Origin of the sequence: Massilia genomosp. 1, assembly GCF_011682185.1 — a bacterium.
Classification (GTDB): domain Bacteria; phylum Pseudomonadota; class Gammaproteobacteria; order Burkholderiales; family Burkholderiaceae_D; genus Telluria_A; species Telluria_A rubra.
Map to the genome: position 1 here is coordinate 64,973 of NZ_WHJF01000015.1, position 25,295 is coordinate 90,267.

The 25,295-nt window shown below is 63.3% G+C and carries 18 protein-coding genes; 4 read left to right on the top strand and 14 right to left on the bottom strand.

Annotated features, from left to right (window positions below; translation table 11 throughout):
• Positions 1-28 precede the first annotated feature (28 nt).
• From F1735_RS08185 to F1735_RS08205, 5 genes are all read right to left on the bottom strand, one after another.
• Positions 29-646 (bottom strand): sulfite oxidase heme-binding subunit YedZ, encoded by a 618-nt coding sequence (locus tag F1735_RS08185; protein ID WP_167236469.1) that lies wholly within the window; start codon positions 644-646, stop codon positions 29-31.
• 4 nt (positions 647-650) lie between these two features.
• On the bottom strand, positions 651-1,637 hold the full coding sequence (gene msrP, locus F1735_RS08190) for a protein-methionine-sulfoxide reductase catalytic subunit MsrP (RefSeq protein ID WP_167236470.1): 987 nt from the start codon (positions 1,635-1,637) through the stop codon (positions 651-653).
• A 76-nt stretch (positions 1,638-1,713) separates the two neighbouring features.
• A complete protein-coding gene (gene ccsB, locus F1735_RS08195) occupies positions 1,714-2,886 on the bottom strand; it encodes a c-type cytochrome biogenesis protein CcsB (protein ID WP_373888485.1) in 1,173 nt (390 codons plus the stop codon).
• A 35-nt stretch (positions 2,887-2,921) separates the two neighbouring features.
• On the bottom strand, positions 2,922-5,024 hold the full coding sequence (locus F1735_RS08200; protein WP_167236472.1) for a cytochrome c biogenesis protein ResB: 2,103 nt from the start codon (positions 5,022-5,024) through the stop codon (positions 2,922-2,924).
• A 154-nt stretch (positions 5,025-5,178) separates the two neighbouring features.
• Positions 5,179-5,856 (bottom strand): c-type cytochrome, encoded by a 678-nt coding sequence (locus F1735_RS08205; protein ID WP_167236473.1) that lies wholly within the window; start codon positions 5,854-5,856, stop codon positions 5,179-5,181.
• A 199-nt stretch (positions 5,857-6,055) separates the two neighbouring features.
• Between F1735_RS08205 and yihA the strand changes: the two genes are divergently transcribed.
• Entirely contained in the window at positions 6,056-6,778 is a 723-nt protein-coding gene (yihA, locus tag F1735_RS08210; protein WP_229476843.1) for a ribosome biogenesis GTP-binding protein YihA/YsxC, read from the top strand.
• A gap of 32 nt (positions 6,779-6,810) precedes the next feature.
• Positions 6,811-7,821, top strand: a complete 1,011-nt coding sequence (gene hemB / locus F1735_RS08215; RefSeq protein ID WP_167236474.1) for a porphobilinogen synthase — start codon at positions 6,811-6,813, stop codon at positions 7,819-7,821.
• A gap of 53 nt (positions 7,822-7,874) precedes the next feature.
• On the opposite strand, the gene F1735_RS08220 is transcribed toward hemB, so the two are convergent.
• The 6 genes from F1735_RS08220 to F1735_RS08245 all read right to left on the bottom strand — a co-directional run bounded on the left by F1735_RS08220 (position 7,875) and on the right by F1735_RS08245 (position 17,399).
• The gene (locus F1735_RS08220; protein ID WP_167236475.1) at positions 7,875-8,783 is read right to left on the bottom strand and encodes a hypothetical protein; all 909 of its coding nucleotides are present in this window, start codon (positions 8,781-8,783) and stop codon (positions 7,875-7,877) included.
• A 174-nt stretch (positions 8,784-8,957) separates the two neighbouring features.
• A complete protein-coding gene (locus F1735_RS08225) occupies positions 8,958-10,865 on the bottom strand; it encodes an FAD/NAD(P)-binding protein (RefSeq protein ID WP_167236476.1) in 1,908 nt (635 codons plus the stop codon).
• Positions 10,866-10,960: 95 nt separating this feature from the next.
• On the bottom strand, positions 10,961-14,053 hold the full coding sequence (locus F1735_RS08230; RefSeq protein ID WP_167236477.1) for an efflux RND transporter permease subunit: 3,093 nt from the start codon (positions 14,051-14,053) through the stop codon (positions 10,961-10,963).
• Entirely contained in the window at positions 14,050-15,228 is a 1,179-nt protein-coding gene (locus F1735_RS08235; protein ID WP_167236478.1) for an efflux RND transporter periplasmic adaptor subunit, read from the bottom strand. Before F1735_RS08235 ends, F1735_RS08230 begins: the two co-directional genes overlap by 4 nt.
• Before the next feature lie 81 nt (positions 15,229-15,309).
• A complete protein-coding gene (locus F1735_RS08240; protein WP_167236479.1) occupies positions 15,310-16,674 on the bottom strand; it encodes an ATP-binding protein in 1,365 nt (454 codons plus the stop codon).
• Entirely contained in the window at positions 16,671-17,399 is a 729-nt protein-coding gene (locus tag F1735_RS08245; protein ID WP_126077535.1) for a response regulator, read from the bottom strand. The genes F1735_RS08240 and F1735_RS08245 overlap by 4 nt, the downstream gene beginning before the upstream one ends.
• Positions 17,400-17,572: 173 nt before the next feature.
• Between F1735_RS08245 and F1735_RS08250 the strand changes: the two genes are divergently transcribed.
• Both F1735_RS08250 and F1735_RS08255 read left to right on the top strand, forming a co-directional pair.
• Positions 17,573-18,058 carry a Spy/CpxP family protein refolding chaperone gene (locus F1735_RS08250; protein ID WP_167236480.1) on the top strand — a complete coding sequence of 162 codons (486 nt, stop codon included), beginning with the start codon at positions 17,573-17,575 and terminating at the stop codon, positions 18,056-18,058.
• 248 nt (positions 18,059-18,306) lie between these two features.
• Positions 18,307-18,966, top strand: coding sequence for a hypothetical protein (locus F1735_RS08255; protein ID WP_167236481.1), 660 nt, complete (start codon positions 18,307-18,309; stop codon positions 18,964-18,966).
• Positions 18,967-19,135: 169 nt separating this feature from the next.
• On the opposite strand, the gene dsbD is transcribed toward F1735_RS08255, so the two are convergent.
• The 3 genes from dsbD to F1735_RS08270 all read right to left on the bottom strand — a co-directional run bounded on the left by dsbD (position 19,136) and on the right by F1735_RS08270 (position 25,059).
• A complete protein-coding gene (gene dsbD, locus F1735_RS08260; protein ID WP_167236482.1) occupies positions 19,136-20,992 on the bottom strand; it encodes a protein-disulfide reductase DsbD in 1,857 nt (618 codons plus the stop codon).
• Between the two features lie 237 nt (positions 20,993-21,229).
• The gene (locus F1735_RS08265) at positions 21,230-21,940 is read right to left on the bottom strand and encodes a M48 family metallopeptidase (RefSeq protein ID WP_167236483.1); all 711 of its coding nucleotides are present in this window, start codon (positions 21,938-21,940) and stop codon (positions 21,230-21,232) included.
• Positions 21,941-21,945: 5 nt separating this feature from the next.
• Positions 21,946-25,059 (bottom strand): type I restriction endonuclease subunit R, encoded by a 3,114-nt coding sequence (locus tag F1735_RS08270; RefSeq protein WP_167236484.1) that lies wholly within the window; start codon positions 25,057-25,059, stop codon positions 21,946-21,948.
• Between the last annotated feature and the right edge of the window lie 236 nt (positions 25,060-25,295).

A 25,295-nucleotide genomic window follows, 5' to 3' on the forward strand; every position in this document is an offset into this window, starting at 1 on the left:
AGTGCCCCCGCCCCGCCTTTGCGCTGCCTCAAACGCGCGCGGCGGCCTTCTGGCGGCTCCACCACACCCGCAGACCCAGCAGTAACGCGACGATGGCGCCGGTAATGAGCGGTTCGGTGAAGTTGTTCTTGCCGGCCTTCATCCACCAGAAATGCAGGATCGCCAGCGGCGCGATCACATAGATGAGCCGGTGCAGCCACTGCCAGCGCTTGCCGCCGAGGCGCTTGATCATGCCGTTGGTGCTGGTCACGGCCAGCGGAATGAGGAGCACGAAGGCAATGAAGCCGACCGTGATGAAGGGCCGTTTGAGGACATCCCGGAACATCTCCGCCACATCGAAAGAATGGTCGAACCAGAAAAACGTCAGGAAATGCAGGCAGCCGTAGAAAAAGGTAAACAGGCCCGCCATGCGGCGCAGCTTGACCAGCCAGTTCCAGCCCGTCAGGCGCCGCAAGGGCGTCAGCGCCAGGGTGACGCACAGCAAATACAGCACCCAGTCGCCGGTGCCGCGCGTGATGAATTCGAGCGGCTCGACCAGTTGCCCGCTGACGGTCAGGTACACCATGCGCGCCAGCGGCGCCAGCGCCAGCGCGAACAGGACGGCCTTGATCGCCGACAGTTGCTTCGGAGCGGGATTGAACGCCATCGGCTCAGAAGTTCTTTTTCAGGTCGAGTCCGCTGTACAGCGAGCCCACGTCATAGCCGTTGAACATCAAGGTCTTGCGCTTTTTCTGGAAGAAGCCGTCTTCGCCAATGCGGCGCTCGCTGGCCTGCGACCAGCGCGGGTGATCGATCTCGGGATTGACGTTCGAGTAAAAGCCGTACTCGGACGGCGCCGACACATTCCATGCCGTGCGCGGCTGGTCCTTGACGAAGCGGATCTTGACGATCGACTTGGCCGACTTGAAACCGTATTTCCAGGGCACCACCAGGCGCACCGGCGCGCCATTCTGGTTCGGCAGGGTCTGGCCGTACATGCCCAGGGTCAGCAAGGTCAGCGGATGATTGGCTTCGTCGATGCGCAAGCCCTCCACATACGGCCAGTTCAGCACGCGGCTGGAGACGCCCGGCATCTGCGCCTTGTCGGCCAGGGTGACGAACTCGACGTACTTGGCGTTGCCGGTCGGCTCGACCTTCTTGATCAGCTCGGACAAGGAATAGCCGACCCACGGAATCACCATCGACCAGCCTTCCACGCAGCGCAGCCGGTAGACGCGCTCTTCGAGGGGCGCCAGCTTGAGCAGCGCATCGATATCGAGCGTCATCGGCTTTTTGACTTCGCCTTCGATCGTCACCGTCCACGGACGCGTCTTGAGGGTATGGGCGTTCTGGGCCGGGTCGGACTTGTCGAGGCCGAATTCGTAGAAGTTGTTGTAGGTCGAGGCATCCTTGAACGAAGTCTGCTTGTCGAGCGCGGCGTAGGCCGGATTGGGCTTGCCGGCCAGCTTTTGCGGCGCCGCTGCGGCCGGCGCGGCCGCGAAGGCTTCGCGGTTGGCCATTTCCCACAGCGCGCCGCCGGCGGCCGCGCCGACCGCCATCCGGGCAATGAAGCGGCGGCGCGACTCGTACACCGCCTGCGGCGTGATTTCGGATGACAAGGGCAGGTCAAGCCCGTTGGGACGACGGTGGATCAGCATGGGCGGCTCCGGCAAGTCAGATAGGGTGAAGCTACCTTACACCATCTTGCCGCTTTGCTTGATTACAGTTTCGTCATTAAAGTTTGCCATAAGAATGCAGGCCCGACAGGAACATGTTCACGCCCAAAAACGCGAAGGTGGTCACCACCAGGCCGATCAGCGCCCACCAGGCCGCCACGCGGCCGCGCAGGCCGGTCATCAGGCGCATGTGCAGCCAGGCCGCGTAGTTGAGCCAGACGATCAGGGCCCAGGTTTCCTTCGGATCCCACGACCAGTAGCCGCCCCAGGCTTCGGCCGCCCACAGGGCGCCCAGGATGGTGGCCACCGTGAAGAAAGCGAAACCGACCGAGATCGACTTGTACATGACGTCGTCGAGCACTTCCAGCGACGGCAGGCGGTCTTGCAGGTAGCCGGCCGACTTGAGCAGGTAGGCCGAACCGACCATGGCCGCCAGCGCGAAGGTGCCGTAGCCGATGAAGTTGGCCGGCACGTGGATTTTCATCCACCAGCTCTGCAGGGCCGGCACCAGCGGCTGAATGTCGGCGGCGTCGCGCGAGTCGGCGTACCACATCAGGAAGGTGACGGCGGCGGCGATCACCGGCAGCACGAAGGCGCCCAGCTGGCGGGTGGCGTAGTGTTTCTCGTAATACAGGTAGAACATGGCGGTGATCATCGAGAACAGGACGAACACTTCATACAGGTTCGACACTGGAATGTGGCCGACGTCGGGGCCGATCAGGTAGGACTCGTACCAGCGCACCATCATGCCGGTCCAGCCCAGCACCACGGCGGCCCAGCACAGCCTGGAGCCGACCGAGAAGCCGAAATTGGCGCGGCTGGCCAGTCCGACCCAGTAAAACGCGGTGGAAAAAATGAACAGCGCGCTCATCCACAAAATCGCGGATTGGCTCGACAGCATGTATTTCAGGAAGAATTTCTTGTTCGCCATGGCCAGGTTATGGTCGTACAGCGCGATGGCGAAGAACGACAGCAAGGCCACCAGCGGCATCAGCCAGCGCACCGGCTTCCAGTGCCAGCCGAGCGCGGCGAAGGTGGGCGCGGCCAGCACCAGGATCACCTTTTCGTAAATGTCCATGTAGGCGCCGTAGCGGTTGAGCGCGAACAGCGCCGCGCCCAGCAGCACGGCCGCGAACAGCCAGTCGGCCGGGGCCAGCCGCTTGAAGTAGCCGGGCGCCTGCTGGTACGTCTGCGCCGGTGCGCCTTGCGGGGTTTGTGTAGCTTGCATCATGTTCTCCAGTGCTGCTGATACGCTGTCGGCCCAGCTTACGCCAACTGCGGCAGCTTGGCTTTCAGATCGTTAAATTCATGCTCGAAATCAAGCGTTTTTCGTTGCGTGCTCATCGCCATCAGGGCGTGCGCGGGGCCGCCGGCCTCGCCGTCGCGCACCCAGACCCACAGGCGCCGTTCGCGGATGTAGAACATGGCGAACACGCCCAGCACCAGGAACACGCAGCCGAGGTAGACCACGGCCTTGCCCGGCGAGCGCGTCACCTGCAGCACCGAGGCCTTGACTTCGACAAAGTCGTCGAGCTGCAGGTAGACCGGGGCGCCATAAAAGAAGCTGTCGGACAGGGCATTGGTAGCCAGTTGCAGGAAGCGCGCCTGGGTCTCGTCGCCGGCCACCGGGGCCAGGCCCTGTTTTTCGCGCGCGGCCTGCCACAGCTCCCACAGGGTGCCGTTGAGGATTTTCATGAAGATATTCGCGGCCTTTTCCTGCTCGGCGGCGGGAATTTTTTCAAGGAAGCGCGAGACCGCCGCGTAACCGCCCTGCTTGCCGTCGCCGGCGAAAATGGCCAGGCTTTTCGAGGACGATTCCTGCAACTGGCGCGCCAGGGCGGCGGCCGGGCTGTTGCTGGTGGACGGCATGGCGCGCCGCGCGTAGCGCTCGGCCGCCAGTTCGCGCAGGGCCGGGTCGGCCAGGGCGGCGCGCAGGCGCATCCATTCCTTGACCGTGTGCGCCTCGTCGGACGGAATGCGCAGGAAGCTGAACGGCTCGTTGGGCGAGGCGCGCACGCCTGCCAGGAACACCTGGACCCCGTCGATCGTCACCGGCTGCATGTAATTCTGGTATTCGCGCGCCTGGCCGGTCTTGTCGCGCAGCTTGTACTGTACGCTCGGGCCGACGTTTTTCAAGTCCTTGTTGCCGGCGTTCTTGCCGGCCGAGCCGGAATGCTTGTCGAGCTTGGCGGCGAACTGTTCGTTCAGGCTCTGGCCCTTGGTGACGGCGCGCGCATCGTCCTTGCCGCCTGTGTTTTCGACGTTGAACGCGCGGAAGCTGCTCCATTCGACCGTGTACTCGTCGGCGCCGCGCTTGAGCGGGGTCGACGAGTTCACTTCGCCTTCCATCGTAAACGACGCCTGGTCGGTGCCGCTCATCGGGTAGCCGACCAGTTTGAGCTTGCTGCCGCCATCTTCGAAGCTCGACTGGTACACCGCCACGCCCTTGTAGATCAGCGGTTCGTTGACCTTGATCGTCGCCGGGAAGGTCTTGCCGGTTTCATGGTCGCGGATCACCACTTCGCTGGCGAACAGCTTGGGCATGCCGGTCGAGTAGAAATCGATGTTGAAGCGCTTTAACTGGATCGTGAACGGGAGCGGCTGCAGCAGCGAGCCGTCCGGGCGCGGAATGATCGCGATATCGCTCGACTGGCCTTCGGGAATGAGGGTATTGCCGCGGTAGGTCGGATTGCCCAGGCTGAGACGATGCTTTTCGGGAATCTCGGAAATCAGGCCGCCGCCCACGAACGGCGTCTTGCCCAGGAACCACTCCTGGAACTGGATCGGAATATCCGAATCGAGCATGCCGCCGACCAGGATGATGATGATCGAGCTGTGCGCGAAGATATAGCCGAACTTGTTGGCCGCGCCCTTCTTGGCCGCCACCAGGGTGCCATTGTCTTTTTCCACGATCTTGGCCGCGTAGCCGGCGTCGGCCAGGCGGGCGGCGCTCTGGCGCGCCAGCTCGGGACGCGAGAGCGGCGCCGTCCATTCGGCCTTGTGGTGGAAATTGCGCAGCGAGCTTTCGCGCACATTGTCGCGCCAGCTGCGCATGTCCTTGATCATTTTCGGCGCATTGCGCACGATGCACAGGGCGGTCGAGAGGATCAGGAACACCAGGATGAGCAGGAACCACCAGGCCGAATACACCGCGTACAGGCCGAGCTTGTTGAAGACATCGAACCAGAACGGGCCGAACTGGTTGACATAGTTGGGCATCGGCTGGTTTTGCGTGAGCACCGTGCCGATCATCGAGGCAATCGCGATGATGGTCAGCATGCTGATGGCAAAGCGCATCGACGAGACCAGCTCGACCGCCTCGGCCAGGACGGGGCGGCGCGTGTTTATGACAATTCCGGTGGTGCTCATTTCTACAGATCCCTATGTGCAGGCACGACTTAGAGCCTATTCCAGTAGGCTCAACCCGCGAGGATACCAACAAAAAGGGCAGCCCGCTTGCGCGCCGCCGCCCTTCGACCTTCCGTGGCAAAACGCGCACCGTGCGGCACGCGCCTTGTTGTGCTTATTTCAAGCCGGCGATGTAGTCTGCGACCGCTTTCATTTCATCGTCCGACATGCGCTTGGCCAGGGTCGTCATCTGCACGCTGTTCTTGCGCGCGCCGCTCTTGAAGGCTTGCAGCTGGTTGATGGTGTAATCCTGGTGCTGGCCGGACAGGCGCGGGAATTGCGCCGGGATGCCGTTGCCGTTGGCGCCGTGGCAGCTGGCGCAGGCGGCCACGCCGGTGCCGGGAATGCCGCCGCGATAGATGTTCTTGCCGAGCAGGACGGTATCCTTGTTCTTGGCCGCGCCCGCTTTCGGGGCTTGGGTGGACAGATAGGCGGCGATGTTTTTCTTTTCATCGTCCGAGAGCATCTTGGCGAAGCTCGTCATCACCGGATTGACCCGGTTGGGCGTGGTGAAATCGATCAGTTGCTTGTGGGTGTAAGCCTCGAACTGGGCGGCCAGCTTCGGATTGGCGGCGATGGTCGAATTGCCGGCCGCGCCGTGGCAGGAAGCGCAGGCGGGCAAGCCGCGCGCGGCGTCGCCGCTGTCGTACAGGGTAGCGCCTTTAGCGGCGTCGGCCTTGACTGGGGCGGGTGCATGCTCGGCAGCGGACACGAGGCCCGACACGGCAAACGTAGCCAGCAGCAAGGATTTCACAAACGCCGCTCCGGCGGCCGGTAAAAACGCACGATTCATTCAAACACCCTGAGACAAGTCGAAAATTGGTTTTGTTGAAAATTTCCGGTCCAGACCTGCCCCGGAAATTCGGTTCTAATGTAGTGCAAACGATCTTGTGTGCTCGCCATGGCTTTTGCGTGACAACAATTCGTAACCCCTTATTGTACAATAGCTTTCTCGCGTTATCGCCCCTCTTGTTGCATTTTCTGCCCATCCCATGTCCAAACTCTGGCAAGCCCGCTTCTTTACGACCGTCAACCAACTGCGTGACCTGCCCGATACGCAGGCCCCGGAAATCGCCTTCGCCGGCCGTTCCAACGCGGGAAAGTCGACCGCCATTAACATTCTGACAAATCAGAAAGGCCTCGCGTTCGCGTCCAAAACGCCGGGCCGCACCCAGCACATCAATTATTTTTCGATCGGTGGCGCGCACGTCGGGCAACACCGCAAGGATGCCACCATCGTCGAGGAAATCGAAGCGCTGCTGGTCGACTTGCCCGGCTACGGCTACGCCGAAGTGTCCGGCTCGGCCAAGCTGCACTGGCAAAAGCTGCTGGGCGACTACGTCCAGCGCCGCGAGCAGCTGGCCGCGCTGGTGCTGATCATGGATTCGCGCCGTCCGTTCACCGAACTGGACGTGCAGATGCTCGAATGGTTCGCCCCGACCGGCAAACCGATCCACTGCATCCTGACCAAGGCCGACAAGCTCAACCGCAACGAATCGACCAACGCCCTGCGCCAGGCGCGCATGATGCTCGAAAGCTATGTTGACGAAGATGGCGAAGGCTTCCCGTTCACGGTGCAACTGTTTTCGGCGCTCAAGCGCGTCGGCATCGAGGAAGCCAACGACAAGATCATCGACCTGCTGGGCCTGACGCCGATCGAGGCCGATCCGGACACGCCGCTGGTCGACCCGGTCGACAGCGACGACGAGGCCTGATTCCCTGATTTTTGTTCACTCGGAAAAAAACGATGTCTACTCTGCCAGTGCAGTTCCCCGCCACGCGCATGCGCCGCATGCGGCGCGACCCGTTTTCGCGCGCCATGGTGCGCGAAAACACGATCACCTCGTCCGACCTGATTTATCCGGTCTTCATCGTCGACGGCGTCAACCAGCGCCAGCCGATTGCGGCAATGCCGGGCATCGAGCGCCTCTCGGTCGACCTGCTGCTCGACGTCGCCCAGGAGTGCGTCAAGCTCGGCATTCCGGTGCTGGCCCTGTTTCCCTCGATTGACGTGGCGCTGAAAACCGCGGACGGGGTCGAAGCGACCAACCCGGACGGCCTGATTCCGCGCGCCGTGCGTGCGCTCAAGGCGCGCTTTCCTGAACTGGGCGTGCTGACCGACATCGCGCTCGACCCCTACACCAGCCACGGCCAGGATGGCCTGATCGACGAGAACGGCTACGTGCTCAACGACGAAACCACCGCCATGCTGATCCGCCAGGCCCTGTGCCACGCGCAGGCCGGCGTGGACGTGGTGGCGCCGTCGGACATGATGGACGGGCGCATCGGCGCCTTGCGCCAAGCGTTCGAAGCGCAGGGTTACATCCACACCCGCATCATGGCGTATTCGGCCAAGTACGCGTCGGCCTTCTATGGTCCGTTCCGCGAGGCGGTCAGCTCGGCGGCGTCGCTGGGCAAAAGCGACAAGTTCACTTACCAGATGGACCCGGCCAACGGCAACGAAGCGCTGCGCGAAGTGGCGCTCGATATCGCCGAAGGGGCCGACATGGTCATGGTCAAGCCGGGCATGCCTTACCTGGACATCGTACGCCGCGTCAAGGACGAGTTCAAGGTGCCGACCTTCGCCTACCAGGTCAGCGGCGAGTACGCGATGATCAAGGCGGCCGCGCAAAACGGCTGGCTCGATCATGACAAGGTGATGATGGAAGCGATGATGGCGTTCAAGCGCGCCGGCGCCGATGGCGTGCTGACCTATTTTGCGCTCGATATCGCCCGTTTGCTCAAGGCGCGCGGCTGAGGCCGCGATACAAACAAAAGGGCGCCGCGGCGCCCTTTTTTCATCCCGCCGGCTCAGCGTCCGCGCCGGTTTTCCGGAAACATTTCCTTCTGCAAGAAATCAGCCAGTTCCGCCGTATCCTCCACCCGCGCGCTCTTCTTCACCACGCGCTGCAAGCGGTGCGAATCCCATTCGAAGTCGCCGGTCTTTTCCTTGCGGATAATCTCGATCATCTTCTTGATCACGGCCGTCTCGATATCCTTCTCATTGCCCAGCTCGACCGTGACTTCCTGCAGCCAGCGCCGCTTGAAGCTCGGATTCCAGCCGCGGAACTTGACCGTGGCCGTCATCGCATTCTTTTTCACCTCGAACACGCCGCCGGTATCGTTGCGGTCGTCGCCCATGCTGCGCCCGTTGGCCGCCGCGATATTCGCCTTGGCGATGCGCATGCCGCGCTCGGCCGCGCTTTCCTCGGCCGGCTGCTCGCTCTCGGTCTGGCCGCGCGCGCGGCGCCGCGCTTCGATCGCGGCCGCCATGTCGGTCTCGGGCGCCACCGCGGCCGGGCGCACCGGCTTGGGCGGCTCGGGAACGTCGGCTTGCTTGACCGGCTTTTCATTCGGCAAGGTGATGGTGTCGGGCAAACGCTGGACCCTGGCCACGGTGGGCGGCTTGGGCCGCGCCTGGGTGGTCGGCTTGGGCGTGGTTTTCGGCTGTTCCTTCGGCTGCCGCTTGGGCTTGTTCTCGGGCAGCGGCGTGACGTAGGTGATTTCCCCGCCCGAATTGGGCGGCGGCGCTTTTTGCTCTTTTTGCGGATTGACTACCCACAGCAGCAGCAACAAAAGGTGCAAGGCCAGCGTGACGCCCACGCCGACCGAATTGAAGCGCTTGACCTCGTAACTGGGCACCGCGACACCGGGCAAGGGCTGACCGCAATGCTCGCAGTAGCCGCTGTTCTCGGTCGAATGGTGGGAATGGTCGCGCAAAATGTAAACAGCTTTCCAGGGACGGCGCCAGCAAATTGCGGCTCAGGAGCCGAAGTCTAACCGTTTTGTGGTTTTTGCGCATTGGCAAGCTCACCCCGTGCAGCTTACAAGATGAGTGTCTTGATAGTTGTTACTATATGTATCAGCGCTGCAACAATATGAGCGTCCCAAGCCTCAGCTCGTCACCCGTTCGGCGCTGGCAAACACGCGCGGACGCACCTGCCGCCGCGCACTGTCGCGCTCGGCCATTTGCGCGAACAGTTCGCGCACGCAGCGCTCGGCGTCGAGCACCTGGCGCGAGTGCAGTTGCGGGCGCGGCAAGGCGTGCGTGTAGTAATGCGGCCCTTCCACCAGGTAGCCGAGCGCCCACAGGTTGCCCACCGGGCGCGCCGCGCTGTCGAGCGGATGGTTGGCCTGGTCGATATCCACCCCGCCCGGATGGAAGGTGCCATTGTAATAAGGGCGGATGGTGCCGCGCTTGAGCAGCTTGCGGATCAAGGGGCTTTCGTCGGTTTCGGGCGAGAACACATCCAGCCGGGCCACCACCAGCGCATCCACATGCTGGACCGTCGCCCCCGAGGCGAAGCGCGTGTGCAGGGCGAACTGGGAACGGTCTTCGTCGATGCGCACGGCCGCGTTGGGACCGGCGGCCACGCTCAGCACGCCGGCTTCAAGCAGCGCCAGCCACTGCTCATTGCGCTGGCCCGGCGGGCCGAAAGTGACCCGGTTGATGGCCGGGTTATAGACGCTGAGAAACTTGCGGTGCGACGCGGCGGTCAGGCCGCCATGCTCGATCATGTCCTGCAGCACGGCGCGGGCGTCGCGCAGCACGTCGGTGGCGGCCTTGATCGGGCTGCCCAGGTTGCCCCGGCGCGCTTCCGACAGGTCGTCGGCGATCATGCAGGTGAAAAAGGTGGCAAAGTCCTCGGCCGTGGCGAAGCTGCGCCCCTGCAAGGGGAACAGCATGGCGTCGATGGCGGCGCGCTCCTCGGCGCCGAGCGCGTAGTGCAGGGGATCGGGCGCGGGCGCGCTCCTCGCCCCGGCCAGCGCGCAGCGCCAGGCGTAACCCATTTCGCGTATCAGCAGCGGCAACAGTTCGCGGTCGAAGTCGAGCTGGGGGCTGCCGCGCTCGCGCTGGGCTTGCTGGCGCAGGACGCGCAGCGCGTCGCGCGTGAAAAAGCGGCTCTGGTGGCGTCCGTTCAAGCCTTTCTGGTTGACGCCGCGCGCCGCCGCCGGCAGGCATTTGCGCGAAAACAGCAGCAGGGCCGGCTCGCGCCCCGAGGCGATGTAGCGCAGACCGCTGCCGGACGGCTCGAAGCGCCCGCCCCGGCCCACCGTCAGTTGCGAGACCACATCGTGCGCGGTCAGGCCCAACCCTTCGATGGCGACCCGGGCGTCGCTGGCGATGCCGACCAGCTTGTCGAGCGGATACACATGGCGGATGAAGGCCAGCTTGCCGTTGTAGCGCGCGTGGTCCTGGGCAAACTTGTGGCACCAGGCTTCTTGGTCGGTCAGGTTATTGCGGCTGTGGCCGGTCGTCATGAAGACGAAATCGCTGCTGACCGAAAAGCCGCTGTCGAGCTCCACCATGAAGCTGCCGTCGGGCATCTGGAACATGTCGATGGCGCGCTGCCGCAGGTGCGTCAGCGCCACCGTGGGCGGCAGCGCCGCGCGGATCGCGTCGTAGGCCCAGACCAGGTAGCGGCCCAGCAAATAGCGCGGCAGGTAGTCGAGCGGCGTGATCGCGGCGCCGCCCTCTTCCCCGGGCGCGACCTGCACGAACTGGTCGTCGAAGCGGCGGTAGCCCTCGGCGTGGGCCCATTCGGTGAGCGACGGCGTGGCGCACACGGGTGCCAGCTCGACCGCCTCGCGGAAGGGGAAAATCGTGACCTGGCTGGCCACGGTATTGATCAGGAGGTGCTGCGGCTGGCCCGGCGCATGCACGCCCGGACCGCACTCGGCCGGGTCGATCAGGTGTACTTGCAGGGGCGTATTGTGGGCGCGCGCGAAGGCGGCGATGCGCTCTAGCAGGGACAGGCCGCGCGGGCCCATGCCGATGAGGGTGACGCTGTAAGGTTTCATGGTGACCGCCTGTCAATGAAGATGCATGGCTTCCATGGTGGCAGGCGGTCACATCGCCGTGTTGTTTCCAGTCAATTAAATACCTTTTGGAAATATCAGTGCGCTTGCTCGACATCGGCCAGCTGGGCGTCGGTCATCGGACCGCTGCCGCTGTACTTGTCGAGGAACAGGTAGATCACGGGGGTGATGTAGAGCGTGATCACTTGCGAGAACAGCAAGCCGCCGACCACGGCCAGGCCGAGCGGCTGGCGCAGTTCGGCGCCGGCGCCCAGGCCGAGCGCGATCGGCAGCGCGCCCATCAGCGCGGCCAGGGTGGTCATCAGGATCGGCCGCAGGCGCAGGATGCAGGCTTCGCGGATCGCTTCGACCGGGCTGAGGCCCTCGTTGCGCTGCGCATGCAGGGCAAAATCGATCATCATGATGGCATTCTTCTTGACGATCCCGATCAGCATCAGGATGCCGATGATGGCGATCATGGTCAGGTCCAGCCCGAAGATGCGCAAGGTCAGCAGCGCCCCGACGGCGGCCGAGGGCAGGCCCGCCAGGATGGTCAGCGGGTGGATGAAGCTTTCGTACAGCACGCCCAGCAACACGTAGATCACGCCCAGCGCGGCCACGATCAGGATGATCTGGCTCGACTGCGAATCCTGGAACACTGCGGCGTCGCCGCCGTACTTGGTGATGACCGAGGCCGGCAGTTTCATGTCCACGCCCATCTGGTCGATCTTGCCGGTGGCCACCCCGAGCGGCACGTCGGCGCCCAGGTTGAACGACAAGGTGATCGCCTGCAGCTGCCCCTGGTGGTTGACCGAGGTCGGCCCGACCGTGCGTTCGACCGTGGCAAAGCTCGACAACTGCACCAGCTGGCCGCCCTTGCTGCGCACCGAGACGCGGCCCAAAGCATCCTCGGACTGGCGGTCGGCCAGTTCGGCTTCCAGGATCACGTTGTAGCTGGCGGCGGCCGAATAGATGGTCGAGACCTGGCGCTCGCCGAACGCCGCATACAGGGCGGTGCGCACGTCGGCGATCTGCACGCCCATGGCGTTGGCCTTGTCGCGGTCGATTTTCAAGGTCGCTTGCAGGCCGCGGTTCTGCGAATCGCTGGTCACGTCGCGAAAGCTTGGATCGGCGCGCATGCGCTCGAGGTATTTGTTGGCCCAGTCGCCCAGCGCGTCGGAGCTGACGCTTTGCAAGGTGTACTGGTAGCGGCTCTTGCTGGGTCGCCCGCCCAGCTGCAAATTCTGGATCGGCGAGAGGAACACCGCCGCGCCGGCCACCTGGCGCGTGGCGCGGCGCAAACGTTCGACCACGAGCGGCATTTTCTCGCGCACGTCGCGCGGCTTCAAGGCGATGAAACCGCGCCCGGTGTTGCCCCCGCCCGTAAACGACGTCACATCCTGCACGTTCGGGTCGGCGCGGATCACGGCCACCACTTTCTCTTGCAGGATCAGCATGGCGTCGGTCGAGGTATCCTCGGCCGCTTCGATCGTCATGCGCAACTGGCCCAGGTCTTCTTCGGGGAAGAAACCCTTGGGGATGGTGGTGTAGAGGATGATCGTCAGCACAAAGGTGCCGAGGGCGAGCGCCAGCACGATGAAGCGGTGCGCCAGCGCGACGTCGAGCGAGCGGGCGTAGCCGTTGCGCACGCGCGCGAATCCGGCTTCGAAGTGGCGTCCGATGAAGCTCTTTTCGCCGCCCTCTTCGCTTGCATGCGCCGGCAGCAGGCGGCTGGCCAGCATCGGCACGAGCGTGAGCGACACCAGCGCCGACACCAGCACCGACAGGCCCACCACCACCGCGAATTCATGGAACAACAGGCCGATCACGCCCGGCATGAAGAAGATCGGGATGAACACGGCCACCAGCGAGATCGAAATCGAAACGATGGTAAAGCCCATTTCGCGCGAGCCGATCAAGGCCGCGTCCACCGGTTTCTTGCCCATTTCGATGTGGCGCACGATATTTTCCAGCACCACGATGGCGTCGTCGACTACCAGGCCGACGGCCAGGGTGATGCCGAGCAGGGACACGTTGTCCAGGCTGTAGCCGAAGGCGTACAGCAGCGACAAGGCGCCCAGCAGCGAAATCGGCATGGTCACGGCCGGAATGAAGGTGGCGGCGGCGCGGTGCAGGAACAGGAAGATCACCAGCACCACCAGCGCCACGGTGCCGGCCAGGGTCAGGTTGACGTCGTGGATGGCTTCGCGGATCGACACCGAGCGGTCGTTGACCAGGTTGATCTTGATCGAGCTTGGTAACTGGGCCTGGAAGCGCGGCAGCAGCTTGCGCACCGCGTCGACCACCTGCACCGTGTTGGCGTTGGGCTGGCGCTGCACCAGCAGCACGATCGAGCGCTCGCCGTTGTAGCTGCCGGCCGTTTTCACCGACTGGTAGCTGTCTTCGACCGTGGCCACGTCTTTCAGGCGCACCGGCTCAGCGTTGCGGGTGGCGACGATCAGGTCGGAAAACGCGGCCGCGTTCATCAACTGGGCGTTGCCCTGGATGGTCATGGTCTGGCTCGGGCCATCGAGCACGCCCAGCGGCGCATTCGAGTTGGCGGCGCGCAGCGCCAGCGCCAGTTCGTCCATCGACAGGTTACGCGCGTTCATCAGGTCGGACCGGGCGCGCACCCGCACCGCGAAGCGTTTTTGGCCATTGACCGTCACCTGGGCCACGCCGGGCAGGGTCGACAAGCTTGGCGCGACCAGGTTTTCGGCGTAGTCGTTCAGTTCCGACAAATTCATCGACGGCGACGTCATGGCCATGAACAGCACCGGCGCGTCGGCCGGGTTGACCTTGCGGTAGGACGGCAGCTCGGTCATCTCCTGCGGCAGCTGGCGCTGGGCGCCGAGCAGCGCGGCCTGGACATCGATGGCGGCCACGTTGACGTCGATGCTGGGGTCGAATTCCAGGGTCAGCGAGGTCTGGCCCTGGGTGCTGGTCGAGGTAATGAGGTTAATGCCGGCAATCGTCGAAAACTGCTTCTCTAACGGCAGCGCGACCGAGGACGCCATCGTTTCCGGGCTGGCGCCGGACAGGTTGGCCTGGACGTTGATGACCGGGGTGTTATAGCTGGGCAGCGCCGCGACCGGAATGGCCAGGTACGACAGCACGCCCACCAGGATCATGCTCAGCGAAAGCAGCACCACCATGACGGGGCGCCGGATGCACAGTTCGGACAAATTCATTGTGCCGCCACCGCAGTCTTGGCATCGCTCTTGGGCGCGCCGGCGTCGGCCAGCCTGACCTTGCCGCCGGGGCGCAGGTTCTGCTTGCCCTCGGTGATGACTTTTTCATCGCCGTTCAGGCCCGAGACGGCCGCGTTCACCCCAAAGGCGTGCAGGCGCACCACCGCCATCTGTTTGGCGCTGTGGTCGGCGTCGACCACGTACACGAAGGTGCCGCGGGTATTGCTGATGATGGCCGCCTGCGGAATCACCACCGCGTTCCTGATCGTCTGCACCGTCACGCGCGCGCTGACGTACTGGCCCGGCCACAGGCTGGCATCCTTGTTTTGGAACAGGGCCTTGACCTTGATCGAGCCGGCCAGCGGATCGACGGCGTTGTCGATGAAACTGAGCTTGCCGCTGAGCGCTTTGGCCTGCGGCCCGGCCAGTGCGTCAACCACTACCGCGCCGTTTTTCTGGGCCGCCAGCAGGTCGCCGAGCGCGCTTTCCGGCACGTTGAAAGCGATGTTGATCGGATCGAGCTGGGTGATGGTGGTGAGCGACGTGGCCAGTTGCACCAGGCTGCCCGGAAACACATTGATGGCGCCGACCCGGCCCGCCATCGGCGCGCGGATCGCGCTGTAGCTGGCGTTGACCTGCTCGGCCTGGAGCGCGGCCTGGCCGGCGCCGACCAGCGCGCGCACCGAGTCGAGCTGGCTTTTCAGGGTGTCGACCGCGCTGCGGGCGATGAACTTTTGCGCGAACAGTTCCTCGCTGCGCTTGTACTGGCGTTCCAGGTCGGCGGCGCTGGCGGCGTCGCGCGCCATCTGGGCGCGCGCCTTGTCGATATTGGCGCGCTCGCTGCGGTCGTCCAGCGAAAACATCAGTTCACCGGCCTTGACGAACTGGCCCTCCTTGATATGCACCTTGCGGATCGTGCTGGTCGTCTGCGGATGCAGGTCGACCGTGCTGACCGGGGTCACGCTGGCATTGGCCTGCAACACCACCGGCACATCCTGGCGCTGGGGCGCGACCACGTTGACGATGGCCGGCGGCTGGGCGCCGCCGTTGGGACCCGCTCCGCCCTTGCCGGCCTGCCCGTCGCCGGCGGCTTTGTCATCACGGCCCAGATACCACCCGCCCGCTCCGATGAGGACGGCCAGGCCGGCGAGGATGACGATGCTCTTCTTTTTCATGCGTTTCCCTGGTCGCCACTGCGGGCGGCTTATGATCGGTTCAATTGAATGAGGCAAAGGTGAGGCAAAACGGCGTGGCGCCTAAGCGCCAGCATAGTACTCCGGCAAGACCAGGGTCACTTCCAGGCCGCCCTCCGGATGGTTGATCAGCGCGATGCTGCCGCCGTGCTGCTCGGCGATATTGCGGGCGATCGTCAAGCCCAGCCCGGTGCCGCCCGATTCGCGCGAGCGCGAGGTTTCGACGCGGTAGAACGGTTCGAACACGCGCGCCAGCTCGCCCGGCGCGATGCCGGGGCCGTTGTCGCGCACGCGGATACGCGCAGCGCCGGCGCCCGCTTCCACCGTCAGGTCGGCGCGCTGGCCGTACTTGACGGCGTTGTCGATCAGGTTCACCAGGCAGCGCCGCAGCGCCATCGGCCGTCCCAGCAAGGCCATGCCGGCGTGGCCGTGTACCACCACTTGCTGGCCGGCGTCGGTGGCGTCGCAGCTGACCGAATCGAGCAGGGAATCGAGGTCGAGCGCCTGCATCGCTTCGGTGGTGTCGGTGCTGCGCGCCAGGTCCAAGCCTTCGCGCACCATTTCCTGCATGGCCGACAGGTCGCCCACCAGGCGGTCGCGCAGCTCGCCGTCGCCGACCTTTTCGAGGCGCAGGCGCATGCGCGTGAGCGGCGTTTGCAGGTCGTGGGTGATGGCGGCGAGCATCTGGGTGCGCTGGAAAATATACTGGCGGATGCGCGCCTGCATGGCGTTGAAGGCCGCGCTGGCCTGGCGGATCTCGCTCGCGCCCGACAATTGCAAGGGCGGGTGGTTGATGTCGTTGCCGAGGTCCTTGGCGGCTTGCGCCAGCTGCTTGAGCGGCCGGGTGGTCATGCGCGCCACCAGGTAAGCGAGGAAGGCGATGCTGACCAGGAACATGCCGATGATCATGCGGTAATCGGTTTCGTGGGCGATCACGGAAGGCGGCGGCGGCATCACCATCAGGCGCAGCAGTTCGCCGTCGCGCAGGCGCACGTTGATGCTTTCGCACACGCCTTTCCATTGCGATTCGGTCGGGCCGAACATGCTGTTCTGGATGCGCGGCACGTCGCAGGCGGCGGGCCGGTGGGCGATGGTGGCCAGCTTGTACTGCGGCCCCATGCGCACGGCCAGGGCCGCCGTAAAGGCCGATTGGGCCGGCTTGACCGGCAAGTCGTCAGTGATGACCACCAGCTGGATGCCGGGCCGGTTGGCCACCGACAGGTAAGCCAGGCGGGCCGAGGCGGGCACGGTTTCGGTGGCGGTGATGAGTTGCTCGGCGCGGTCCATGGCGTGCTGGTCGCGGAAGGCTTCGATGACCCGCTGGCGTTCGTTTTCGGCCAGCAGCTGGGTCAGCACGGCCGTGATCACGACGCCGAGCAGCAGTGTGAGGAACACGCGCCCGGTCATCGAACCGAAGAAGGCCTTCACGTGCCCGGCTCCACCGTCACCTGGCCGGCCAGCACGTAGCCGCCGTTGCGCACTGTCTTGATGATTTGCGGCAGGCGCGCGTCTTCGCCGAGTTTCTGGCGCAGGCGGCTGATCTGGATGTCGATCGAGCGGTCGAACGGATCGGCGTCGCGGCCCTGGGTCAGGTTGAGCAGCTGGTCGCGGTTGAGCACGCGGTTGGGATGCTCGAGGAATACGCGCAGCAAGCGAAATTCGGCGCCCGACAACATGATCACGATGCCCTCGGGGTTGAGCAGGTGGCGCGCGGTCAGGTCGAGCGTCCAGCCGGAAAAGCGCATCTGCTGGGCGTTGTCGGACGGGGCATTGGACGGCATCGCGTGGCTGCGGCGCAGCACGCTGCGGATGCGCGCCAGCAGCTCGCGCGGCTCGAACGGCTTGGGCAGGTAATCGTCGGCGCCCATTTCGAGGCCCAGGATGCGGTCGAGCGGCTCGTTGCGGGCGGTCAGCATGATCACCGGCAGGGTCGAATTGGCGCGCAGCTTGCGGCACAAGGTCAGCCCGTCGTCGCCCGGCAGGTTCAGGTCAAGCACGATCAGGTCGGGGCGCGCTTCATCGAGCGTCTTCCACATGGCCGTGCCGTCGGCGGCCGCCAGGGCGCGGTAGCCGTTCGATTCGAGGTAATCGGCCAGCAGCGAGCGGATGTCGCGGTCGTCGTCGACGATGAGAATGGTAGAAGGAGTATCCATGCCCGCAATTATCCCCACTTACCGCAGGCCCGGATAGCGGTTTTGTATCGTCATGTATATTGGCATGGGGCCGATACATATTGATACAAACTGGTTGGCAGCGGAAACGGCATGGAAACATGCAAGGCAGATGATGCAGTTGCACCCCGCACATTTCATCCAAAGGAAACGCCATGAACGTACTCACTACCGTCCGCAACACCCTCGTGATCAGCCTGGCCGTCCTGGGCATGGGCGGCGCCGCCGTTGCCGTACACGCCCAGGAGAGCAATCCGAAAGCGGCCAGCGTGGAACGCCATCACGGCGATCGCGCGGCGCACATGGCCAAGCGCCAGGCCCACATGGCCGAGCGCCAGGCGCGCCTGCACGAGCAGCTCAAGCTGAGCGCGGAACAAGAACCGGCCTGGGCCGCGTGGAGCGCCGCCAGCAAGCCGGGCGAGCGCCCTGCCCGTGGCGAACGCGGCCAGTGGGCCGGCAAGAGCGCGCCGGAACGCATGGAACAGCAGCTGGACATGGCCAAGCAGCATGTGGCCCACATGGAAACCCGGCTGGCCGCGCTGAACACCTTGTATGCGACGCTCACGCCGGAACAAAAGAAAGTGTTTGACGAGCAAGGCATGCGGCGCGGCCATCACGGCAAGCACAAGCGCCCTGCCTGAGTCGTGATGGAGGCCGCTTTCCCGGGCCGCAGCATGCGTGATCAAGCCCTGCGCGCCTCTCCGGCGCGCAGGGCTTAATTTTTAGCAATGTTGTACTGACACTGCACTTGTTGCCCGCTGCCTTAAATAAAGGCGCTACAGCATTCTCACAAAGTGTAACATAGTGTATCCTGAGGAAAATCTATCCGCGCGGCAATCCAAAAACCTTTTCCGGCTGCGGCATTAAAAAACCACAATCCGGAGGCAGCATGGGCACAATGGTGTACGACAAGACCGACAAGGGTCGAGAGGAAATATCCACCCGCAAGCACCAGTTGGCGTCGCGCCTGCGTACGCTGCTGGTGATGATCGACGGCCGCCACTCGCTCGACGATTTGCTGCGCAATTTTGGCGGCGTGGGCGTGACCGGGGACAGCGTCAAGGAATTGCTGCAAGAAGGCTATATCTTCCTTGCCAGCGGGTCGGAACCGGATGTGGCGGGGCCGCCATCGAAGCTGCCGCAGTCGGCCCGGGCACGCCAGCTGGCGCGGCGCGCGGCCGGCGTCGAGGGCGCCCACCTGGAAGCCGATATCCCTGACGAGGCGCCGCTACCGCAGGTGGCCAGCGCGCATTTGCAATCGCCGCAAGCGCTGGCCGAAACCCTGCTCGACGACGCTACGCGTTTCCGCCACCTGTACGATTTTTACAACCAGACCATCAAGAGCACCATCGGCCTGCGCGGCATCATGCTGCAGCTCAAGGTTGAAAAGTGCAACAACGTTGACGACTTCCGCGCGCTGCGCCTGCAGTACCTGCAAGCCGTGCTCAAGGCCAAAGGCAGCGAGATGGCGCGCAGCCTGCGCGGCCGTCTCGACGAACTGCTGGGCGGCAAACCCGAGAACGACGACTTCATCCTGCCGGGTAGCTGAGCTGGCTAGCAGCCTGTCGGACTTGGGGAGTCGAAGCGAAAAAATAGCTGGGCGAGGCCAGATTTTGACGATTTCGCAGTGCCAATAGCGGGCTATTGGCCGAGAAAGCGGCGAAATATGGACCGTCCCAGGTATTTTTGCAGCCGACGATCCCAAGTCCGACAGGCTGCTAGTCCAGCTTCCTGAGCGACGCGCTGAACTTGTCCGCATTCTGATATCCGATGACGCGGCTGGCGGCGATTTCCTGGCCGCCCTTGTCGAACAAGATGATCCCCGGCGGCCCGAACAGGCCGAAGCGCTTGAGCATGGCCTTGTCGTCGGCATCGTTGGCGGTCACGTCCACCTGCAGCAGCAGGGTGCCGGCCAGTTGTTGCTTGACGCGCGCATCGACGAAGGTCAGCTTTTCCATTTCCTTGCAAGACACACACCAATCGGCATAAAAATCGAGCATCGCGGTCTTGCCGGCGTGTTGCGCCAGCGCGGCGTCGAGCTGGGCCACGGTTTTGATGCGGGTGAACGCCAGCCCATGCTGTTGCCCGCCCACGCCCAGGTGGGCCAGCGGCGCGAGCGGGTCGCGCCCCCCGGTGGCCAGGCCGACCAGTTGCAGCGCGCCGAGGATGGCGAAGACGACGCCCAGCGCCATCGCGCCCCAGTGGCGAGTATCGCGCAGCAGATAGACGCCGTAGCCGAGCAGCAACGCGCTCCACAGCAGCATGTGCAGCAGCGGCGGCAGCACCGGCGAAGTGAGCCACAAGGCCATGCCCAGCATGCTCACGCCGAAGAATTTCTTGACCTTGTTCATCCAGCCGCCCGTGCGCGGCAGCAGGGAACCGGCCGACAAGCCGACCAGCAGCAGCGGAATGCTCATGCCCACCGCCAGCGAGAACAGGGCCACGCCGCCGATGACGCCGTCGCGTGTCTGGAAGATGAAGGTCAGCGCGCCGGCCAGCGGCGCCGCCACGCAGGGGCCGACGATCAGGGCCGACATGGCGCCCATGACGAACACGCCGGCCAGTTTGCCGGCCGACTGGCGGTCCGACGCGCTGGCCAGGCGGCTTTGCAGGAAGGTAGGCACTTGCAGTTCGTACACGCCGAACATCGACAGCGACAGGCCGACGATCATGATGCCGACGCCGATCAGGATCCACGGCTTTTGCAGCTCGGCGGCCAGGCCTTCGCCCATCAGGCCGGCGGCCACGCCGAGGGCGGTGTAGACCAGGGCCATGCCCAGCGAATACGCCAGCGCCAGGATGAAGCCGCGCGCGCGCGTGGTGCCCTCGCCTTCGCCGACGATGATGGACGCCAGGATCGGTACCATCGGCAACACGCAGGGGGTAAACGACAGGCCGAGGCCGAACACGATAAAGGCTGGAATGATCAGCCAGAGCTTGCCGCCGCCGAGCAGCGCGGCGCTGTCGCCAGGCGCTGGCGCCGGTGCGGAGGGCGCGGCTGCGCCAGTGGCTTGATCGAGGATGGCCGGGTTGCCGGTATCTTGCATCGGCTGCGTGGCGCCGGGGATGGCGATGCCGGGCTTCATGCCGGGCACGGGCGACGAACCGCCGGAACCGACCAGGCGCGCAACCGCTTCCTGCGGCGCATAGCACAGGCCGGCGTCGGCGCAGCCTTGCGAGGACGCCGTCAAGGTGAACATGCCGGACGATTCGACGGGAATCGTGATGGTAACCCTCTTGCGGTAGCTTTCGACGTCCTTCTGGAACGTTTCGTCGAACTTGACCTTGCCGGCCGGGATGACCGGCGCGCCGAGGGTGGCGTTGGCGACCGTGAATTTGAAGCGCTCGCGGTACATATAGTAGCCGTCGGCGATGTCGTAGGTGACGGCAATGGTTTGCGGATCGACCATGCGGGCCGAAAACTTGAAGGCCACCTCGGGGGCGAGATAGTCATCTTCCGCGCGCGCGGGGGCGGCGAACAGGAACGAGAGGACGAGCAGGAACGAGAGGACGAGCAGGAACAGCGCGAGGGCGTGGGCCGGCGCTTTCAACGCTTTCAACGAAGAGGCAAACATGACTTCCTTAGCGGGATGCGAAGCAGAATAGTACACCCGGGGAAGAGTTCCCGTCTGCGGTGGGGGGCACGAGCAGCAGCCGTCACGCAGCTTGAGTTATTGAAGCAAACGATTCGATTTTGCAAGAAAAGGCTAGCAAGACTGAGGGCCGGCTAACATTCGTGAAGCAAGCAAGACATTGTTGACTACCGGGCAATCTGATACTGGCAGCGAGCATGGTAAGCGCTACGGTGTTCGTCAATACTCCCATTCCTGATGCGCCAACGGCAGACTGTTCAGCATTTCCCTGTATTGACGCCACTGTGGCATGTGGGTATCCATGAGCGCGATGAAACGGTCATTATGATGCCGCTCCACCAAGTGAGTCAGTTCATGGGCGACGATATACTCTAGACAATGTAACGGTTTCTTTGCCAGGTCAGTATTGATACGGATATTTTTGGGGCCGGGGCTGCAACTGCCCCATTTTGTTTTCATCTTCTGCACGTAGAACTTTCCGGCCTTCGCGCCCACAACTTTCTCCCACTTAGCAATCAGGGAGGGAATGACTTCTTTTAGCTGCTCACGGTACCAGGCATCGAGTACCTCTTGCCGTTTCTCGTGGCTGGCCCCGGGCCGCAACTGGAGAATCATCTTGTTGTGCTTGAGCTCGACGTTAGGAGCAGCCTCTTTCTCCACCAGTTTGAGCAGGTAACGCTTGCCCCAAACGTAGTGGCTCTCGCGGTCGAGATATTCACGTGGGGTTTCGCGCTGCTGCTCGCGCAACTTCTTCTGCTGGCTCTTGATCCAGGCCAGCTTGGTGATGGCGAACACCCGGATGGTGTCGATATCCATGCGCAAGGGCGCGGAAATGCGCACCTTGCCGGCGGGAGGATGGACGCTCAAGTGAAGGTTCTTGATATCCTTCTGAACGACCTCGACAGCGATATCGCCCAGCTTGAATTGCATCAAAGTCAATATTCCTTTTGCTGCCGGATGATCGGGAAAATACGTTCGACCTCATCCACGTTCTGCAAGATCCCGTACAAGGCTGCCTTGATCGCGCTTTCTTTCGCCTGGACGCCGCGCCAGCCATCGGGCCGTACGTGTTTGATGGCGGCATCGATCCTGAGTGCAAGCGCCACCATGGCATCGCTGTCGGCACCCGGATTACCCGCCCCTGATTGCGCCACATGCGGTGCGCCAGAACCACCTTGCCGCAACAAATTGTATAGCGCGCGTCGTCCCGGCGTGTTCAGCTGCGGCGGGGTGTCATCGGCCTGGCCCGCCTCGACCCGCTTCGCCAGATCGGCGACCTTGCCGAGGTAGTCTTCGTACTCAAGCGCCTTGGCCTTGCGCGCCGCGATGATCTCGTCGAGAAGCGCCGACATGTTGGCGTAATAGGCCGGGTCGTTCAGGTGTTCCTTGATGATCTTGCTGCGCACGTTGTTCTCGATGGTTTCGGCAACCGCCTCCTTGCTGCCCTTGAGCCCCGCCGGCAGGCTGTCAATGGCTTTCGCAATGCCCGTCTTGACAATCAATTCGAGCAGCGGCATGTCGTCAAACGGCGAGATCTTCCTTGGTTCGCTCGCTTCGATATACGTGTCGATCAGGTGGCGCATGTCAGCCTCGAAGGGCTTCATGTCCAGCTTTTCACTGGCGGCGTTGCGGATTGTCTCGCGCAGTTTCAGGTAGCGCTCAAGCGCCTGTTTGATGCGGCCGATATCGGCATCGGTATAACCGGCCTTGCCGAGGTCGTCCGAGATATTGGCGAAAGCGCGCACCAGCGCCACCATGGCCTTGTAGAGTGCGACACGCTGCGGCTCGTGCGCCCTCAGGTCGTCCGCAATTTCGGTGTTGCCACAGAAGTAGCGGATGTGTTCGAGCTCGCCCTGGGGCGGCGCCACCGGCTCGCAAAGCAGCGCGACCGCTTCCAGCGCATGGTCCAGTCGTTCGCGCCCCTTGCTCAAGCGATCCTGAAGCAGTACCTCGGGAGCGGCACCGCCGGCGCTGTTGTCCAGTTCCGAGGTGTACACGGCAATGGCGTTCTCTACCTTCTTGAACAAATCCTTGTAATCGACGACGTAGCCGAATTCCTTGTCGTCGCCATCGAGCCGGTTGGTGCGGCAGATAGCCTGGAACAAGCCGTGATCCTGCATTCGCTTGTCGATGTAGAGGTAGGTGCAGCTTGGCGCGTCGAAGCCGGTCAAGAGCTTGTCGACCACGACCAGCAAGCGCATGTTCGCCGGCTGCTCCTTGAACAGCTTCTTGGCATGGTCCTCGTAGGTTTCGGTCCTGGACTTGTCGGGCAGCGCCGCGACGTTGTGCAGCAATGCAGTGTAGGTGTTGTAGATGAACTGCTTGGCGGTTTCGGTATTGGCGCCTGTGTCTTCCAGCGCGATGTCCTGCGCGTGGGGGTTGTAGGAGGTAACCACGGCGCATTTGCCTTTGAACGGCGTGCCTTGGAACAGCTCGAAATACTTGCACGCTTCATAGATACTGGAAGCGACCAGAATGGCATTGCCGCGCTGGTCGGACAGGCGCGGCCTGTCGCTGAAATCGAAAACGATGTCGGCCACCACCCGATGCATGCGCGACTTGGAACTGAGTACATTCTGCATCGTTCCCCACTGCTCGCGCAGGGCCGCCTTTTGCCAGTCGTTCAAGCCTTTGGTGGTGGCGTCGAACCATGCGTCGATCTTTTTTTCCGAACCAAGCCGCTGGTCGATGTCGCGCGCCTCGTAGATCAGATCAAGCACGACTTCATCCTCGACCGCCTCGCTGAATTTATAGGTGTGGATGTAGCCCCCGAACACTTCCAGACTGGTTTGCTTGTCCTGCTTGAGCAGTGGCGTGCCGGTAAAACCAATGAATACCGCATTCGGCATCAGCGCCTTCATTGTGCGGTGCAACTTGCCGCTCTGGGTGCGGTGGCATTCGTCGACGAAGACAAATATCTCGCCGACTGTCGGGCAGGGTTGCGCTTCCAGATCCTTGATGAAGTGCTCGAAATTGTCGACGCCCTTCTTGCCGAACTTGTGTACCAGCGAGCACAGCAGGCGTGGCGCGGCCTGGCCGAGCCTGGCCATCAGGTCGCGCCCGCTGTTAGCGCGTGTCATCGGATAGTCGGCGGCAATGAACACGCCCTCGATCTGCTTGTCCAGTTCGTCGCGGTCGGTAACGATGACAACACGGGCGTTGGGTTTGTTTTCCAGGATCCATTTGGCCAGCAAGACCATGACGATGCTCTTGCCGCTTCCCTGGGTGTGCCAGATGATGCCGCCCTCGCGGCGATGCACATGGGCCTGCGCCGCCTTGATGCCGGCATACTGGTGCACGCGCGGCAGTTTCTTGAAGCCGCCATCGAACAGCACGAAATCGTGCATCAACTCGATCAGGCGCGTCTTGTCGCACATCTTCAGCAGGTACTTGTCGAGCTTGAAGCGGCTGTTATCGGCCTCGTCTTCCTTCCAGGTCAGGAAGTACTTTTCCTCGGTCTTGATCGTTCCGTATTTGAGGCCTTGGGAATCATTACCTGCGAAAACAAACTGGATCGTGCTGAAGAACCATTCATTGAATGCCGCCTGCTGGTTGGAGAGGTTTTGGCGGATGCCGATGCCGATATCGGCGCGGCTGTTCTTCAGTTCCAGCACGCCGACGGCAATGCCGTTGACATAGATGACGATATCGGGACGGCGCTCATGGTTGCCGTGCAGCGTGACTTCCTCGGCGAAGGCGAAATCGTTCAGCAGCGGTTCGCGCCAATCGATCAGGCAGACTGTTTCGGCGTTTTTGCCCACGGCTTCTTGCACTTGGACGCCGTAACGGAGCAGGCTGTAGACGGCCTTGTTGTTGTCGTAGAGACTGCGGTTGGGATTGCCAGCCTCGACGCGCAAGCGATCGACAGCGCGCCCGATCTGCGCCGCGCTGTAGCCACGTTTGGTCAGATAGGCCGAGAGCAGCGCGACTTCAACATTGCTGTTGTTCGGGCGATGGGTCCAATCGCCGAGGGGCTGATAGCCCAGTTCGTCGCGGAACAAGGCGGCGACGCGGTTTTGCGTGGCGCGTTCGGGCTGGCCAATGGTCATATGAGGCGAATCTTTCCAGTGAGGAGTTGGTTCATCATGCCTTGTTTGATGGATCGGGCCTTGGCGAGTTGGGCTTCAAGTTCGGCAAGCTCGGCATCCATGTCGGAGACAATCTACCGGACTTAAGCCTGTCGATTTTTTTACGATTGAACGTCGAAATCGCTTGACAAGATGACCGCTTCGCGCGGCCGCCGCCCTGCACGCGAGGTTTTTTTTCGCGTGCAGGGCGGCGGCCA

What these genes read in the sequence shown, in the direction of transcription:
- F1735_RS08185 (WP_167236469.1), bottom strand. Translation starts at nt 646, where the DNA reads ATGGCGTTCAATCCCGCTCCGAAGCAACTGTCGGCGATCAAGGCCGTC.
- msrP (WP_167236470.1), bottom strand. Translation starts at nt 1,637, where the DNA reads ATGCTGATCCACCGTCGTCCCAACGGGCTTGACCTGCCCTTGTCATCC.
- ccsB (WP_373888485.1), bottom strand. Translation starts at nt 2,886, where the DNA reads ATGATGCAAGCTACACAAACCCCGCAAGGCGCACCGGCGCAGACGTAC.
- F1735_RS08200 (WP_167236472.1), bottom strand. Translation starts at nt 5,024, where the DNA reads ATGAGCACCACCGGAATTGTCATAAACACGCGCCGCCCCGTCCTGGCC.
- F1735_RS08205 (WP_167236473.1), bottom strand. Translation starts at nt 5,856, where the DNA reads ATGAATCGTGCGTTTTTACCGGCCGCCGGAGCGGCGTTTGTGAAATCC.
- yihA (WP_229476843.1), top strand. Translation starts at nt 6,056, where the DNA reads ATGTCCAAACTCTGGCAAGCCCGCTTCTTTACGACCGTCAACCAACTG.
- hemB (WP_167236474.1), top strand. Translation starts at nt 6,811, where the DNA reads ATGTCTACTCTGCCAGTGCAGTTCCCCGCCACGCGCATGCGCCGCATG.
- F1735_RS08225 (WP_167236476.1), bottom strand. Translation starts at nt 10,865, where the DNA reads ATGAAACCTTACAGCGTCACCCTCATCGGCATGGGCCCGCGCGGCCTG.
- F1735_RS08230 (WP_167236477.1), bottom strand. Translation starts at nt 14,053, where the DNA reads ATGAATTTGTCCGAACTGTGCATCCGGCGCCCCGTCATGGTGGTGCTG.
- F1735_RS08235 (WP_167236478.1), bottom strand. Translation starts at nt 15,228, where the DNA reads ATGAAAAAGAAGAGCATCGTCATCCTCGCCGGCCTGGCCGTCCTCATC.
- F1735_RS08245 (WP_126077535.1), bottom strand. Translation starts at nt 17,399, where the DNA reads ATGGATACTCCTTCTACCATTCTCATCGTCGACGACGACCGCGACATC.
- F1735_RS08250 (WP_167236480.1), top strand. Translation starts at nt 17,573, where the DNA reads ATGAACGTACTCACTACCGTCCGCAACACCCTCGTGATCAGCCTGGCC.
- F1735_RS08255 (WP_167236481.1), top strand. Translation starts at nt 18,307, where the DNA reads ATGGGCACAATGGTGTACGACAAGACCGACAAGGGTCGAGAGGAAATA.
- dsbD (WP_167236482.1), bottom strand. Translation starts at nt 20,992, where the DNA reads ATGTTTGCCTCTTCGTTGAAAGCGTTGAAAGCGCCGGCCCACGCCCTC.
- F1735_RS08265 (WP_167236483.1), bottom strand. Translation starts at nt 21,940, where the DNA reads ATGCAATTCAAGCTGGGCGATATCGCTGTCGAGGTCGTTCAGAAGGAT.
- F1735_RS08270 (WP_167236484.1), bottom strand. Translation starts at nt 25,059, where the DNA reads ATGACCATTGGCCAGCCCGAACGCGCCACGCAAAACCGCGTCGCCGCC.